Below are 13,790 nucleotides of genomic sequence, written 5' to 3' on the forward strand. Positions count from 1 at the left end.
ACAAACGCCAAAGATGAGGAAGGATCATGAGTTATGTTACTGAATTTCCGGCTGCCGAGCCGCAGGAAGCCGTTACCCATTTTCTGCGTCGCCTGAGCGTCGAAACAGACTGTGCCGATGTGCACCATGCGCTGACGAATAACGAGCAGGACTTTGTGTTGCTGCATGTTGTCGGGAAACCTGAGCAGTTTGCCCGTCGTCATGTGCCCGGTGCGATACATATGCCCTGGAGCCAGATCACCGAGGCGCGCATGGCGCAGTGGCCGACCGATACGCTGTTCGTGGTGTACTGCGCGGGGCCGCACTGTAACGGTGCGGACAGAGCCGCGCTGAAGCTGGCGCGTCTCGGACTGCCGGTGAAAATCATGATTGGCGGCATCACCGGCTGGGAGGACGAACAGTACGCGTTCGCCAGTAGCGAAACCGCTGCCGTGCTGTGAACATGAATAAATTTCAACTGTCGTGAAATTTTCTCGTTTGCCGGGATACAGCAGGTATGTCATCTTTTTTGGACATTTAGACATCCAGAAGTCTAAAGCTTCAAGAGATGAATTATCACTGCTGGCAATTATCGCCGGCAGACAGAGGAGATTTCCATGCAGCGACAGCACGCACCATACCGCGCCGATGTAGTCGGCAGTTTTTTACGCCCGGATGCCATCAAACAGGCTCGCCAGCAGTTTGCCCGCGGTGAGATTGATGCCGGGCAACTTCGCGCGGTGGAAGATGACGCGATCCGCCAGGTGGTCGAACAGCAGTGCGCCTGCGGCCTGCACGTGGTCACCGACGGTGAGTTCCGTCGCGCCTGGTGGCACTTCGATTTCTTCGATGGTCTGCAGGGGGTTGAGCGTTACGATTCACAGCAGGGCATTCAGTTCAACGGCGTGCAGACCAAAGCGCACGGCGTGCGCGTCACCGGCAAGCTGGGCTTTGGCGATCATCCGATGCTGGAAGACTTCCGCTATCTGAAAAGCATCAGCGGCAACGCGCAGCCAAAAATGACCATTCCCAGCCCGAGCGTGCTGCACTTCCGTGGCGGTCGCAAAGACATCGATGCGACGGTCTATCCTGATCTGAATGACTATTTTGACGATCTGGCCACCACCTGGCGCGACGCCATCCGGGCATTTTATGATGCAGGCTGTCGCTATCTGCAACTGGATGATACCGTCTGGGCCTACCTCTGTTCGGATGACCAGCGTCGTCAGATCCGCGAGCGCGGGGAAGATGCCGATGAGCTGGCGCGTACCTATGCCCGCGTGCTGAACAAGGCGCTGGAAGGAAAACCAGACGATTTGACCATCGGTCTGCATGTCTGTCGCGGTAACTTCCGCTCCACCTGGATTTCCGAAGGCGGCTATGAGCCGGTGGCCCAGGTGCTGTTCGGCACGGTGAACGTCGATGCCTTCTTCCTGGAGTACGACAATGACCGTAGCGGTGATTTCGCACCGCTGCGCTTTGTCCGCCCGGGCAAGCAGCAGGTGGTACTTGGGCTGATCACCACCAAAAATGGCGAGCTGGAAAACCCTGAAGGGGTGAAGGCGCGCCTGGAGGAGGCGGCCAGATACGTGGCAAAAGAGCAGATCTGCCTCAGCCCGCAGTGCGGTTTTGCCTCCACCGAAGAGGGCAACACCCTGAGTGAAGCCCAGCAGTGGGACAAAGTGCGTCTGGTCACGCAGATCGCCAGCGAAGTCTGGTAATTCCGTCGTCACAGCGCTGCATTATAAAAGTGCAGCGCTGTACCATTCTGAGTCGTTCTCTTTACATCCCGCGTTACACATCCTGCAATAGCACGTTATTCATCCTGGCATCCTTTTTGCTCCTGTTTCGCTGAGACATTTTTCCGCGTCCATGCCGTAACGGACGTCTTCGCACAGCGTTCTTTTTCAGGAGTGAAAATATGCATCGTCGTACATTATTAAAAGCCTTCGCGTTGTCTGCGTCAGTCGTTGCTATGGGGATGAGTTTTGGCGCACAGGCGGCCGATACCATCAAAGTGGGGATTATGCATTCGCTCTCCGGCACGATGGCGATCTCAGAAACGCCGCTGAAAGATGTCGCCCTGATGACGATTGACGAGATCAACGCCAAAGGCGGGGTGCTGGGTAAAAAACTGGAGCCAGTGGTGGTTGATCCGGCCTCTAACTGGCCGCTGTTTGCCGAAAAAGCGCGTCAGCTGCTGAGCCAGGATAAAGTGGCCGTGGTGTTTGGCTGCTGGACCTCGGTGTCACGTAAATCCGTACTGCCGGTATTTGAGGAACTGAACGGTCTGCTGTTCTATCCGGTGCAATACGAAGGCGAAGAGATGTCGCCGAACGTCTTCTATACCGGTGCGGCGCCAAACCAGCAGGCCATTCCGGCGGTGGAATACCTGATGAGCGAAGACGGCGGTAGCGCTAAACGCTTCTTCCTGTTGGGCACGGATTACGTCTACCCGCGAACCACCAACAAGATCCTGCGCGCCTTCCTGCACTCCAAAGGCGTGGAAGACAAAGATATCGAAGAGGTCTACACCCCGTTCGGACACAGTGACTACCAGACCATCGTCGCCAACATCAAGAAATTCTCCGCAGGCGGTAAAACCGCGGTGGTCTCCACCATCAACGGCGATTCTAACGTCCCGTTCTACAAAGAACTGGCTAACCAGGGGCTGAAAGCAACCGATGTCCCGGTAGTGGCGTTTTCCGTTGGCGAAGAGGAGCTGCGCGGGATTGACACCAAACCGCTGGTCGGCAACCTGGCCGCGTGGAACTACTTCGAGTCCGTGGATAATCCGACCAACCAGGCCTTCGTGGCGGACTATAAAGCCTATGCCAAAGCCCATAAGCTGCCTAACGCCGATACCGTAGTCACCAACGACCCGATGGAAGCCACCTATGTTGGGATCCACATGTGGGCACAGGCGGTAGAGAAAGCAGGCACCACCGACGTGGATAAAGTGCGCGCGGCCATGGCCGGACAGTCCTTTAAGGCACCCTCCGGTTTTACGCTCACCATGGATGCCACCAACCATCACCTGCATAAGCCGGTCATGATCGGTGAAATCGAAGGTAACGGCCAGTTTAACGTGGTCTGGCAGACGGAAGAGCCGGTACGCGCCCAGCCGTGGAGCCCGTTCATCGCCGGGAATGATAAAAAGCCCGATCAGCCGATGAAGACCGCCAGCAACTAAGCCATTACTGCAGGGAGAAAAGTCATGAACGCCATGCGCATGATGATCGCTATTGTATGGCTTACCGGACTGCTGCCAGGGATGGCGCAGGCATCGGATGCCGATCAATTTGTTGCCGCCAGCCGCAGCCAGCAGGCGGATATGCTGACCCGCTGGGCTCTCGCGCCGGATGCCGCAAGACTGCCGTTACTGCAGGCGCTGCAAAACGAAAATCTGTTTGCCGACAGCCAGAAACATGCCTTTGCGCGACGCAATGGCGAGATGGTGGCGCTGGGAGATTCCCCTGCTGCAGAAGGGCAAACCAAAGCCGTACGCCTGACCAACCGTCTGCGGGTGCTGGCCGCCACGGCCAACGCTACGCATCAGCTTATCAGTGACAACGTCACGCAGCGGCGTGCCGCCGCGCGCCAGTTACAGCGGGATGCGCAGCCGGAAATGATCGGCCTACTGCAAACGCGGGTAAGCAGTGAAACGGACGATGTGGCGCGCCAGTCGCTGCTGCTGGCGCTGGCTAATCTCCAGCTCGCCAGCCCACAGGCTGACGTGCGTCTTCAGGCTATTGAACGGCTCGGGCAATCTGACGACCCGGACGTGCCATCCCGACTCATGCCATATACCCAGACGCAAACCGAACCGGATGCCCGCGTACGTGCCGCCGCCGGGGAGAGCCTGAGCCAAATTCAGCACCGTCTGATGTGGGGCGATCTCCTCGGGCAGGCGTTTATGGGGCTGTCGCTGGGCTCGGTCCTGCTGCTGGCGGCGCTGGGACTGGCAATTACCTATGGGCTGCTGGGTGTCATCAACATGGCGCACGGCGAGATGCTGATGCTGGGGGCGTACGCCACGTGGATGGTTCAGCAGATCATGGCCAGCGTCACGCCTCAGTGGCTGGCGCTGTATCCGGTCGTCGCGCTGCCTGTCGCCTTCTGCCTGACCGCAGGCATCGGGATGATCCTTGAACGCACCGTGATCCGCCATCTCTACGGTCGTCCGCTGGAGACATTACTCGCCACCTGGGGTATCAGCCTGATGCTGATTCAGCTGGTACGCATGACGTTTGGCGCACAAAACCTGGAGGTGGCAAACCCGGCCTGGCTGTCAGGCGGGGTGCAGGTGTTTGCCAACCTGACGCTACCGTGGAACCGCATTGTGGTATTGGGCTTTGTGCTGATGGTGCTGTTCTTCACCTGGCTGGTCCTGAATAAAACCCGTCTCGGCCTGAACGTGCGTGCGGTAACGCAAAACCGCAGCATGGCGGCCTGTTGCGGGGTGCCGACCGGACGTGTCGATATGCTGGCGTTTGGTCTGGGCTCCGGCATCGCCGGTTTAGGCGGCGTGGCGCTCTCCCAGCTGGGCAACGTCGGGCCGGAACTGGGCCAGGGTTACATTATCGACTCCTTCCTGGTGGTGGTTCTTGGTGGCGTTGGACAATTGGCAGGGAGCGTGGCGGCGGCGTTTGGCCTTGGGATCTTCAACAAAATTCTTGAGCCGCAGATGGGGGCCGTGCTGGGCAAAATCGTCATTCTGGTGGCCATTATTCTGTTTATTCAGAAACGTCCGCAGGGATTGTTTGCGCTGAAAGGGAGGGTCACTGACTGATGAGCCAGCCACTTACCTTAAAACTGGCGCGAAAAGCGCCACGCACAACGCAGATTGCAGGCAGCCTGCTGGTGGCGTGTTTGCTTATATTGCCGTTCTTTGCGATGTTGCCCGCCACCCATCCGCTGGCGCTGTCGACCTGGATGCTGACGCTGCTCGGCAAAATCCTGTGCTACGCCATCGTTGCGGTGGCGCTCGATCTGGTATGGGGATATGCCGGTATGCTCTCGCTGGGCCACGGGATCTTCTTCGCCCTGGGCGGATACGCCATGGGGATGTACCTGATGCGCGAGGCCGCGGGCGATGGGCTGCCCGCATTTATGTCGTTTCTCTCCTGGAGTGAACTGCCGTGGTTCTGGTGGGGAACCCAGCACTTTGCCTGGACGCTGGTACTGATTGTGATGGTGCCGGGGCTGCTGGCGCTGGTGTTTGGCTGGTTTGCCTTTCGCTCAAAAATCAAAGGGGTTTATTTCTCGATCATGACGCAGGCCCTGACGTACGCGGGAATGTTGCTGTTCTTTCGCAACGAAACCGGGTTTGGTGGCAATAACGGTTTTACCGGTTTTACCACGTTGCTGGGGTTCTCCATCACCGCGACCACGACACGTATCGCGCTGTTTCTGGCGACCGTCATGTTGCTGCTCCTCACGCTTGGCATCGGCATTGCCCTCGCCAGAAGCAAGTTTGGCCGTATTCTGACTGCCGTGCGCGACGCTGAAAACCGCCTGACGTTTTGCGGCTACGATCCGAAGGGATTTAAGCTGCTGGTATGGACGCTTTCCGCCATGCTGTGTGGCCTGGCGGGAGCGCTCTATGTGCCGCAGGTCGGGATTATTAACCCCGGTGAAATGTCGCCGACCAACTCCATTGAGGCCGCCATCTGGGTGGCGCTGGGCGGCCGCGGCACGCTGGTTGGCCCGGTCATTGGCGCGGCGCTGGTGAACGGCGCGAAGAGTTTCTTCACCGTCGCAATGCCGGAATACTGGCAGCTGTTTCTCGGGCTGATTTTTATCGCGGTTACGCTGTTTTTACCGCGCGGCGTCTACGGCCTGTTTCGTAAGGGAGAGAAATAATGCAGCCAGCCGAAGGATTATTCACTCGCCAGTTGCCCGGGGATCGCTATCGCGAGCAGACGGACCCGGTGCTGCAGCTGGATAAGATCAACGTTAACTTCGATGGGTTTCAGGCGCTGACGGATCTCACGCTGAACATCGGCGTGGGCGAGTTGCGCTGCGTGATTGGCCCAAACGGCGCGGGAAAAACCACGCTGATGGACGTGATCACCGGCAAAACGCGGCCAAAAAGCGGTAAAGCCGTTTATGACCAGTCGGTAGATCTGACCCAGCTTGAGCCAGCCGCCATTGCGCGCCAGGGGATTGGCCGCAAGTTTCAGAAACCGACGGTATTTGAGGCGCTGACGGTATGGGAAAACCTTGAGATCGCCATGAAAACCGACAAGTCCGTCTGGGCAAGCCTGCGGGCCAAACTTAACGGCGAACAGCGCGATCGTATTGATGAGATGCTGGTCCTGCTGCGGCTCGCCGGTGAACGCGACCGCCGCGCCGGACTGCTTTCGCACGGACAAAAACAGTTCCTCGAGATCGGAATGCTGCTGGTCCAGGATCCGCATCTGCTGTTGCTGGACGAACCCGCCGCCGGGATGACGGACGCGGAGACCGAGTACACCGCCGAGCTTTTCCGGACCCTGGCAGGCAAACACTCATTGATGGTGGTTGAGCATGACATGGGGTTTGTTGAAACCATTGCCGATCGCGTGACCGTACTGCATCAGGGACAGGTGCTGGCAGAAGGCTCGCTGCGCGAGGTACAGGCCAACGAGCAGGTGATTGAAGTCTATCTGGGACGCTAAGGAGCCTTGATGTTACAGGTTAACGAACTGAATCAATATTACGGTGGAAGTCATATTCTGCGCGGCGTGAGCTTTGAGGCCATCACCGGCGAAGTGACCTGCCTGCTGGGGCGCAATGGCGTGGGTAAAACCACGCTGCTGAAGTGTCTGATGGGGCTGATCCCGGCGAAAACGGGTGAGGTTATCTGGCAGGGGAAAAAGATCACCCACAGCAAGCCGCACCAGCGGGTGCAGTCTGGCGTGGCGTATGTACCGCAGGGACGTGAGATTTTCCCGCGCTTAACCGTGGAAGAGAATCTGCTCATGGGGCTCTCGCGCTTCTCAGCCCGGGAAGCAAAACATGTCCCGGAGGAAATCTGGCAGCTTTTCCCGGTATTAAAAGAGATGAAGCATCGACGCGGAGGCGATCTATCTGGCGGACAACAGCAGCAGCTGGCGATAGGTCGCGCCCTGGCGAGCCGTCCGCAGCTGCTGATCCTTGATGAACCTACCGAAGGCATTCAGCCCTCGGTAATCAAAGAGATTGGCCACGTGATCCGCCAGCTTGCAGACCGGGGGGACATGGCGATCCTGCTTGTGGAGCAGTTTTATGACTTTGCGGCAGCGCTGGCAGACAGCTATCTGCTCATGTCTCGCGGCACCATTATCCAGCGAGGACGGGGAGAAAACATGGAGCAGGAGGGCGTTCGCGGACAGGTTGCGATCTGAAATGTTATAATATAACATTCTCATTCTTATAAAAACGGAGTGAGGATACTGTTGTGGCTGCACATATTGGAAAATTTGCGATGACTCTGGGGGCGCTGCTGGTCAGCGGCCAGCTGTTTGCCCACTCACACGGTCACCAGATGACCGAAGCGGAGCAAAAGGCGGCAAACGGCGTGTTTGCGGACAAAGACGTTAAGGACCGGAAACTGTCCGACTGGGACGGCACCTGGCAGTCCGTTTATCCCTTCCTGCTGGATGGCTCGCTGGATCCGGTTTTCAAAAAGAAGGCGCAGAAGGACAATAAAACGTTCGACGAGATCAAAGCCTATTACCGCACGGGGTACGCCACCGATGTGGAGGCTATCGGCATCGAAAATAACGTCATGGAATTCCACAAAGGTAAAGAGGTCAGCCGCTGTCAGTATGATTACAGCGGCTACAAAATTCTGACCTACGCGTCAGGCAAAAAAGGTGTTCGCTATCTGTTTGAGTGTAAGGACGCGGGCAGCAAGGCACCGAAGTTTGTTCAGTTCAGCGACCACACCATTGCGCCAAAAGCCTCATCCCACTTCCACATCTTTATGGGCAATACCTCCCACGAGGCACTGCTGAAAGAGATGGATAACTGGCCGACCTATTATCCAAACGAGATGTACAAAGAGCAGGTGGTGGAGGAGATGTTGCACCACTAGGCTGTTGCTGTTGCCGGGTGGCGGCTACGCCTTACCCGGCCTGCGATCAGGGTTTTGTAGGTCGGGTAAGCGCAGCGCTACCCGACACGCAATCTTCACGCTTCACGCTCATTCCACGCAGGATCATCAGCCAGGCAATGACGATAGCCGCCATCATAATCATAAACAGCGACCAGTGCGGCAAATGGGTCAGGATGATGCCGGTGATCATCGGGTTGGCCGCCGCGCCGAGCCAGCCCAGCGCCTGAGCGGAGAAGTAGCTTGCTTTCATACCCGGCGGGGCGATGTTGTCGATCAGCATATATTCACCCGGTGCATAAATAATCTCACCCAGCGTAAAGATGGCGGCGGCGATGCCCCAGTAAATCAGGTTTTCTCCGGAGATCATAAAGCCACCCAACCCCACGATAAAAAACAGGGTGGCGGCTGTCATCAACGGGCGAATATTACTGGCAGAGATTTTGCGTCCGAGTGCGTACTGCAGCGTCACCACCACTGCGGCATTGACGGGCAGAACCACGGCGACCACCTTTTCGGCGAAATCACTGTCTGCATGTGCAGCCAGAACATACTGCGAAATACAGCTCGCGAACGACCCGCCGACGTATGACGCGAGCAGGCCAGAGAGCGTATACCAGAACAGCGCGCGGTCTTTCAGCAAAACCGACGGCTGCCACGTTGTCTTCTGCTCCGCGGCATCTAACGCAATGCTTTTTTGCACAAAGAAGTGGATAAACCCCAGCGGCAGAGCGGCACAGAACGCGGCCAGCCAGAACGGCAGCTGCAGGCTGTACATCACCAGAAACGTGCCAAGAGGCGGCCCGATCGTCCAGCCGATGTTCAAAAAACTGTAGTTCAGCGAAAAAACGCGGGCTTTTTCACTGGAGGTCAGCACGTCGGAGAACCAGGCTTTCAGCACCGTCGAGAAAACAGAATAGGCACAGTTGATTAACGAAAAGAACAGCACCACCAGCGTGACGTTATTGACCAGCGGGATCGCCACAAAACCGGCGATAAACGCCACAATCGCGATCAGCATGTAGCGCTTTTTATCGAACTTATCGGCCAGAATGCCAAACCCCAGGCTGAATACCACGCCGATGGTCAAGGCGATGGTCAGGGCATAACCAATATTCTCGACGCTCATGTTAAACACGCGCGTGAGATAAATAGTCATAAACGGCAGCGTAGCGCCACGACCGATGGTTAATAACAATGACGATGCCAGCAGCGCTGCGGTTGAGCGCCTGAGAGATGGTTTCATATTCCTGCCCGACAAATGCTTATGCTTTTTTATAGTGTGTCCTAAAAGGAGTATCACGACATAAGAAGCTTGTATAGCGCCCAATTTATCCGTAAGTGCTTCAACTGCCTGCCAGAATTAATGATCTTCTCGCGACGCACTTTTTTCTGTTACCTTGAAGTGTTAACAAATTATTAATAAATCAGGGGCAGGGTATGACGCGTAAAGACGGATTGCTGGCACTGCTGGTGGTCATCGTATGGGGACTTAATTTTGTGGTCATCAAAGTGGGGTTGCATAACATGCCCCCGCTGATGTTGGCCGGTTTGCGCTTTATGCTGGTCGCCTTCCCGGCACTGTTTTTTGTTGCCCGCCCGAAAATCCCGCTAACGCTCCTGCTGGGTTATGGCCTGACCATCAGCTTTGGCCAGTTTGCATTTCTGTTCTGCGCCATTAAGTTCGGTATGCCTGCCGGTCTTGCTTCGCTGGTGCTGCAGGCGCAGGCGTTCTTCACCATCATTCTCGGTGCGTTTGTTTTTGGCGAGCGTTTACAGGGCAAACAGCTGGCGGGGATCACTCTGGCCGTGTTTGGCGTGCTGGTGCTGATTGAGGCCAGCCTGAACGGCCAGCACGTGGCGTTGCTGGGCTTTATGCTGACGCTGGCAGCGGGGCTGAGCTGGGCCTGCGGCAATATTTTCAACAAGCTGATCATGCAGCATGAAACACGCCCGCAGGTCATGTCGCTGGTGGTCTGGAGCGCGCTGATCCCGATTGTGCCGTTTATGGTGGCCTCGCTGATTTTTGATGGCCCGGCGGTGATGCTGACGAGTCTGGTTGAAATCGATCTCACCACTATTCTTTCACTGGTCTACCTGGCGTTTGTCGCCACCATTATCGGGTACGGGATCTGGGGTTCTCTGCTGGGGCGCTACGAAACCTGGCGCGTGGCGCCGTTATCACTGCTGGTGCCGGTTGTCGGGCTGGCGAGCGCTGCGATTTTGCTGGACGAAAAGCTGAGTGCATTACAGCTGCTCGGCGCGGTGCTGATCATGGCCGGGCTGTATATCAACGTGTTTGGCTTACGCGTACGTCGGGCGGCGCGAGTGCGGAATTAGGGCAGAAAAAAGCCCCGCATCGGCGGGGCAAAACGAATCAGAAGCCGTGCTGATTATAATAAGGCACGCCTAATTCGTCGGATTTGTCGCTACCAGACCCCATGTGGTTGAAATCATAAGGGGACTGGCTATGTGCTGACGGCAAAATCATCGTGTCATGATTATTTTGCTGCGTTGCACGAGGGGGTTGCTCCGCGAAGGTCTGGCTGGAAAAGAGCACCAGCAAGGCGAGGGCGGCGGAGGCGGTAACGTTCATGATTTCCTCGGTTACGTCTTTACAGGCGATGATTAACTACAATGTTTTAGCGGATAAAGGTATCGGGATTCACCCGGCACGCTGGTGATACGATACTTATGAGGCGGCACGTCGAAGTAGTTCTTAAACGTACGCGTCAGGGTCTGTTGCGATTCAAACCCGTATCGCTCCGCCAGATAAAGGATCGGTTCATTGCTTTCTTTCAGTTTTTGGGCAATTTCCGTCAGCTTGCGGCTGCGAATATATTGACCTAATGAATGACCGGTCTCTTTTTTAAACATCCGTTGCAGGTGCCATTTGGAGTAACCTGAACGCTCAGACACTTTTTCAAGGGAGAGCGGCGATTCCAGGTTATCTTCGATCCAGTCCAAAATGCTATGAATAGTGATAGCGTCAGTATTGCGTCTGGACATCGTCATACCTCTTTTTCTGTTTACGGCAGTATTTTCTTAAGCAAAAGCTCAAGCGTTGCCACTTCTTCTGCCGTTAAGTTTTTTGTTAGTTCCTGATGCAGTGTTTGTCCTACTAATTGATGACATTGTTCACACATATCCGCACCGTCGCTGGTGAGTGTCACCAGGACGCCGCGCTTGTCATTCGGGTTAGGGCTTCGTTCTATCCATCCTTTACAGACGAGACGATCCAGCATGCGGGTCAGCGCGCCCAGATCGACAGAGAGCACCTTTTTTAACTCAACCGGGGTGATACACACCTGGCAGCGAATGGAGCACAGCACTTTAAACTGCGTTGCGGTGATATCCAGCGGCGACAGATAGTCATTCAGCAGGCGGTCTTTTTTCTGATTAACCAGATGAATAAGACGACCCAGCGGAACAACGTCGTTGAAGATATCACTGGTGCTTTTCACAATGGTTGCCCTGGCAAGTAGTTTAATCACGGCAGATATTATTGCTCAGGCAAGTATAAGTCAACTGAATGGATCTGCGGATGCCACGAATTGCTAAAACGTTTCATGAACTTTTGTTGAGGTCTTTCAAATCATACAGATAACGCAGGGTTATCGTTCCTTTATGAAAATAATCGTTACGTTGCGTGAATAGCTCAATGTCACACTTTCACCCTATAATTGCGGTGATAAACATGGATAAGGACAACGACGCACTATGTTGGATTTGATAAAAGCAATTGGTCTTGGGCTGGTGGTATTACTGCCGTTGGCCAACCCGTTAACGACGGTAGCGCTTTTCCTCGGGCTGGCAGGGAATATGAACAGCGCAGAGCGCAATCATCAGTCGATGATGGCCTCAGTGTATGTGTTCGCCATCATGATGGTGGCTTACTACGCCGGTCAGCTGGTGATGAATACCTTCGGGATCTCCATCCCTGGCCTGCGTATCGCCGGGGGGCTGATTGTGGCCTTTATCGGTTTCCGCATGCTGTTTCCGGCGCAAAAAGCGCATGAATCGCCTGAAGCGAAGAGCAAATCCGAAGAGCTGGAGACCGAACCGAGTGCGAATATCGCCTTTGTACCGCTAGCCATGCCGAGCACGGCAGGGCCAGGGACCATTGCGATGATCATCAGTTCTGCCTCAACGGTACGTGACGGCACTACGTTTCCGGACTGGGTCGTGACCGTAGCGCCACCGCTGATATTTGCACTGATCGGCATTATTGTGTGGGCATCGTTGCGCAGTTCCGGGGCAATTATGCGCTGGGTCGGCAAAGGCGGTATCGAGGCGATTTCCCGTCTGATGGGGTTCTTGCTGGTATGTATGGGCGTGCAGTTTATTATTAACGGCGTGCTGGAGATTATTAAGACTTACCACTGAGGTCATTGCCGGGTGGCGGGGCTGACGTTATTACGGGTTTGTAGGCCGGGTAAGGCGTAGCCGCCACCCGGCACAAACAGACGTCACCCGTGCTGCCCCTGTTCCTCCAGCGCCACCGGCCATTTACGGAAGATCAGCACCGACCAGATAAGCGCCACCAGTGCCGGAATGGCCCCCAGATAGCCAATCGCCGACATGGACACGTGCAGAATCACCTGATTGCCCACCAGCGCACCCGCGCCAATGCCCAGGTTAAAAATGCCCGAGAACAGCGACATCGCCACGTCTGTGGCATCCGGCGCGAGGGCCAGCACTTTCACCTGCATCCCGAGACCGATAATCATGATCGCCACACCCCAGAACAGGCTGAGGATCGCCAGCTGGCTTTCACTGCCCGCGGCGGGCATCAGCAGCAGCAGACACGCCAGCAGCAAACCGATGGCGCTGCTCACCAGCGCTGAAGCGTGCTGATTGCCAAGCTTGCCGAAAAGAATACTGCCAATAATGCCCGCCCCGCCAAGGAGCAGCAGGAGAAGGGTGGCAAAATTGCCGCTAAAGCCGGCCACCACCTGAACGAACGGCTCGATATAGCTGTAAGCCGTATAGTGGGCGGTGACCACAATAACGGTAAGCAGATAAATGCTCAGCAGCGCCGGGCGACGCATCAACAGCGGCAGGCTTTTCAGTGAGCCGGAATGTTCGCTTGGCAGCTTCGGCAGCAGTTTTACCAGACACACCAGGGTAACCAGCGCTCCCATGCCAATGGCGAAGAACGTGGTACGCCAGCCGAAGTACTGGCCCACGATACGGCCAATCGGCAGGCCCAGCACCATCGCCAGCGCGGTCCCGGTGGCAATCAGGCTCAGCGCCTGGGCGCGTTTACCCGCCGGTGCCAGCCGGATAGCCAGCGACGCGGTAATCGACCAGAAAACGGCATGCGCAAAGGCGATCCCGACGCGGCTTAACACCAGCACCGTAAAATTCCACGCCAGGAACGACAGCACGTGGCTGGCGATAAACAACGCAAACAGCCCGATCAGTAGCTTACGCCGCTCCATCTGGCTGGTAAGCAGCATAAACGGCAGCGACATCAACGCCACCACCCAGGCGTAAATGGTCAACATAATGCCCACCTGCGCCGTTTCCATCTGGAAACTCTCTGCGATGTCAGACAACAGCCCAACCGGAACAAATTCTGTGGTGTTGAAAATAAACGCGGCAATAGCCAGCGTGACCACGCGTAGCCACGCAACCCTGCGGGAAACTGTGTTCGTTGTCATAGGGATGTCGGAGATTCGTTGCAAAAGAAGAGGAGACGATCTTAAAGCCTTGCACGGCGAAAACT

General features: G+C 56.1%; 15 protein-coding genes. 10 read left to right on the top strand and 5 right to left on the bottom strand.

The features are described from left to right. Window positions 1–26: 26 nt before the first annotated feature. The 8 genes from ACQG19_RS12400 to zinT all read left to right on the top strand — a co-directional run bounded on the left by ACQG19_RS12400 (window position 27) and on the right by zinT (window position 8,041). Window positions 27–440, top strand: coding sequence for a rhodanese-like domain-containing protein (locus ACQG19_RS12400; RefSeq protein ID WP_246931797.1), 414 nt, complete (start codon window positions 27–29; stop codon window positions 438–440). Window positions 441–596: 156 nt separating this feature from the next. Next, on the top strand, window positions 597–1,700 hold the full coding sequence (locus tag ACQG19_RS12405; protein WP_013096637.1) for a cobalamin-independent methionine synthase II family protein: 1,104 nt from the start codon (window positions 597–599) through the stop codon (window positions 1,698–1,700). Window positions 1,701–1,900: 200 nt separating this feature from the next. Beyond that, a complete protein-coding gene (gene urtA / locus ACQG19_RS12410; protein WP_013096636.1) occupies window positions 1,901–3,172 on the top strand; it encodes an urea ABC transporter substrate-binding protein in 1,272 nt (423 codons plus the stop codon). A gap of 24 nt (window positions 3,173–3,196) precedes the next feature. Beyond that, window positions 3,197–4,771 (top strand): urea ABC transporter permease subunit UrtB, encoded by a 1,575-nt coding sequence (gene urtB, locus ACQG19_RS12415; protein WP_013096635.1) that lies wholly within the window; start codon window positions 3,197–3,199, stop codon window positions 4,769–4,771. Continuing rightward, window positions 4,771–5,844, top strand: a complete 1,074-nt coding sequence (urtC, locus tag ACQG19_RS12420; protein WP_040020854.1) for an urea ABC transporter permease subunit UrtC — start codon at window positions 4,771–4,773, stop codon at window positions 5,842–5,844. The genes urtB and urtC overlap by 1 nt, the downstream gene beginning before the upstream one ends. Then, a complete protein-coding gene (urtD, locus tag ACQG19_RS12425) occupies window positions 5,844–6,641 on the top strand; it encodes an urea ABC transporter ATP-binding protein UrtD (RefSeq protein WP_013096633.1) in 798 nt (265 codons plus the stop codon). Before urtC ends, urtD begins: the two co-directional genes overlap by 1 nt. Window positions 6,642–6,650: 9 nt before the next feature. After that, window positions 6,651–7,349, top strand: a complete 699-nt coding sequence (gene urtE, locus ACQG19_RS12430; RefSeq protein WP_020688612.1) for an urea ABC transporter ATP-binding subunit UrtE — start codon at window positions 6,651–6,653, stop codon at window positions 7,347–7,349. 53 nt (window positions 7,350–7,402) lie between these two features. Continuing rightward, window positions 7,403–8,041: a metal-binding protein ZinT gene (gene zinT, locus ACQG19_RS12435; protein ID WP_246931794.1), complete on the top strand. Its 639-nt coding sequence runs from the start codon at window positions 7,403–7,405 to the stop codon at window positions 8,039–8,041. A 46-nt stretch (window positions 8,042–8,087) separates the two neighbouring features. On the opposite strand, the gene ydeE is transcribed toward zinT, so the two are convergent. Next, on the bottom strand, window positions 8,088–9,305 hold the full coding sequence (gene ydeE, locus ACQG19_RS12440) for an efflux MFS transporter YdeE (RefSeq protein ID WP_048972147.1): 1,218 nt from the start codon (window positions 9,303–9,305) through the stop codon (window positions 8,088–8,090). Between the two features lie 194 nt (window positions 9,306–9,499). Between ydeE and eamA the strand changes: the two genes are divergently transcribed. Next, window positions 9,500–10,399, top strand: coding sequence for an O-acetylserine/cysteine exporter (eamA, locus tag ACQG19_RS12445; protein ID WP_013096629.1), 900 nt, complete (start codon window positions 9,500–9,502; stop codon window positions 10,397–10,399). A gap of 37 nt (window positions 10,400–10,436) precedes the next feature. On the opposite strand, the gene marB is transcribed toward eamA, so the two are convergent. Genes marB through marR form a run of 3 tightly spaced genes read right to left on the bottom strand, consistent with a single transcriptional unit; the run spans window position 10,437 to window position 11,523 of the window. Next, the gene (gene marB, locus ACQG19_RS12450) at window positions 10,437–10,655 is read right to left on the bottom strand and encodes a multiple antibiotic resistance protein MarB (protein ID WP_013096628.1); all 219 of its coding nucleotides are present in this window, start codon (window positions 10,653–10,655) and stop codon (window positions 10,437–10,439) included. Between the two features lie 32 nt (window positions 10,656–10,687). Beyond that, window positions 10,688–11,068 (bottom strand): MDR efflux pump AcrAB transcriptional activator MarA, encoded by a 381-nt coding sequence (gene marA / locus ACQG19_RS12455; protein ID WP_008502237.1) that lies wholly within the window; start codon window positions 11,066–11,068, stop codon window positions 10,688–10,690. Between the two features lie 20 nt (window positions 11,069–11,088). Continuing rightward, window positions 11,089–11,523, bottom strand: a complete 435-nt coding sequence (gene marR / locus ACQG19_RS12460; RefSeq protein WP_013096627.1) for a multiple antibiotic resistance transcriptional regulator MarR — start codon at window positions 11,521–11,523, stop codon at window positions 11,089–11,091. A 256-nt stretch (window positions 11,524–11,779) separates the two neighbouring features. On the opposite strand from marR, the gene ACQG19_RS12465 reads away from it, so the two are divergent. Next, window positions 11,780–12,445, top strand: coding sequence for a MarC family NAAT transporter (locus ACQG19_RS12465; RefSeq protein ID WP_013096626.1), 666 nt, complete (start codon window positions 11,780–11,782; stop codon window positions 12,443–12,445). Window positions 12,446–12,528: 83 nt separating this feature from the next. Here ACQG19_RS12465 and ACQG19_RS12470 read toward each other — a convergent pair whose 3' ends face one another. Next, on the bottom strand, window positions 12,529–13,725 hold the full coding sequence (locus tag ACQG19_RS12470; RefSeq protein ID WP_029883786.1) for a sugar transporter: 1,197 nt from the start codon (window positions 13,723–13,725) through the stop codon (window positions 12,529–12,531). Window positions 13,726–13,790: the final 65 nt, after the last annotated feature.

Origin of the sequence: Enterobacter cloacae complex sp. 277I4 (assembly GCF_050031465.1) — a bacterium.
GTDB classification, from domain to species: domain Bacteria; phylum Pseudomonadota; class Gammaproteobacteria; order Enterobacterales; family Enterobacteriaceae; genus Enterobacter; species Enterobacter cloacae.

Coding starts and splice junctions, on each gene's coding strand:
- ACQG19_RS12465 (WP_013096626.1), top strand. CDS start 11,780: ATGTTGGATTTGATAAAAGCAATTGGTCTTGGGCTGGTGGTATTACTG.
- urtC (WP_040020854.1), top strand. CDS start 4,771: ATGAGCCAGCCACTTACCTTAAAACTGGCGCGAAAAGCGCCACGCACA.
- ACQG19_RS12405 (WP_013096637.1), top strand. CDS start 597: ATGCAGCGACAGCACGCACCATACCGCGCCGATGTAGTCGGCAGTTTT.
- urtA (WP_013096636.1), top strand. CDS start 1,901: ATGCATCGTCGTACATTATTAAAAGCCTTCGCGTTGTCTGCGTCAGTC.
- urtB (WP_013096635.1), top strand. CDS start 3,197: ATGAACGCCATGCGCATGATGATCGCTATTGTATGGCTTACCGGACTG.
- eamA (WP_013096629.1), top strand. CDS start 9,500: ATGACGCGTAAAGACGGATTGCTGGCACTGCTGGTGGTCATCGTATGG.
- urtD (WP_013096633.1), top strand. CDS start 5,844: ATGCAGCCAGCCGAAGGATTATTCACTCGCCAGTTGCCCGGGGATCGC.
- ACQG19_RS12400 (WP_246931797.1), top strand. CDS start 27: ATGAGTTATGTTACTGAATTTCCGGCTGCCGAGCCGCAGGAAGCCGTT.
- marA (WP_008502237.1), bottom strand. CDS start 11,068: ATGTCCAGACGCAATACTGACGCTATCACTATTCATAGCATTTTGGAC.
- urtE (WP_020688612.1), top strand. CDS start 6,651: ATGTTACAGGTTAACGAACTGAATCAATATTACGGTGGAAGTCATATT.
- ydeE (WP_048972147.1), bottom strand. CDS start 9,305: ATGAAACCATCTCTCAGGCGCTCAACCGCAGCGCTGCTGGCATCGTCA.
- ACQG19_RS12470 (WP_029883786.1), bottom strand. CDS start 13,725: ATGACAACGAACACAGTTTCCCGCAGGGTTGCGTGGCTACGCGTGGTC.
- marB (WP_013096628.1), bottom strand. CDS start 10,655: ATGAACGTTACCGCCTCCGCCGCCCTCGCCTTGCTGGTGCTCTTTTCC.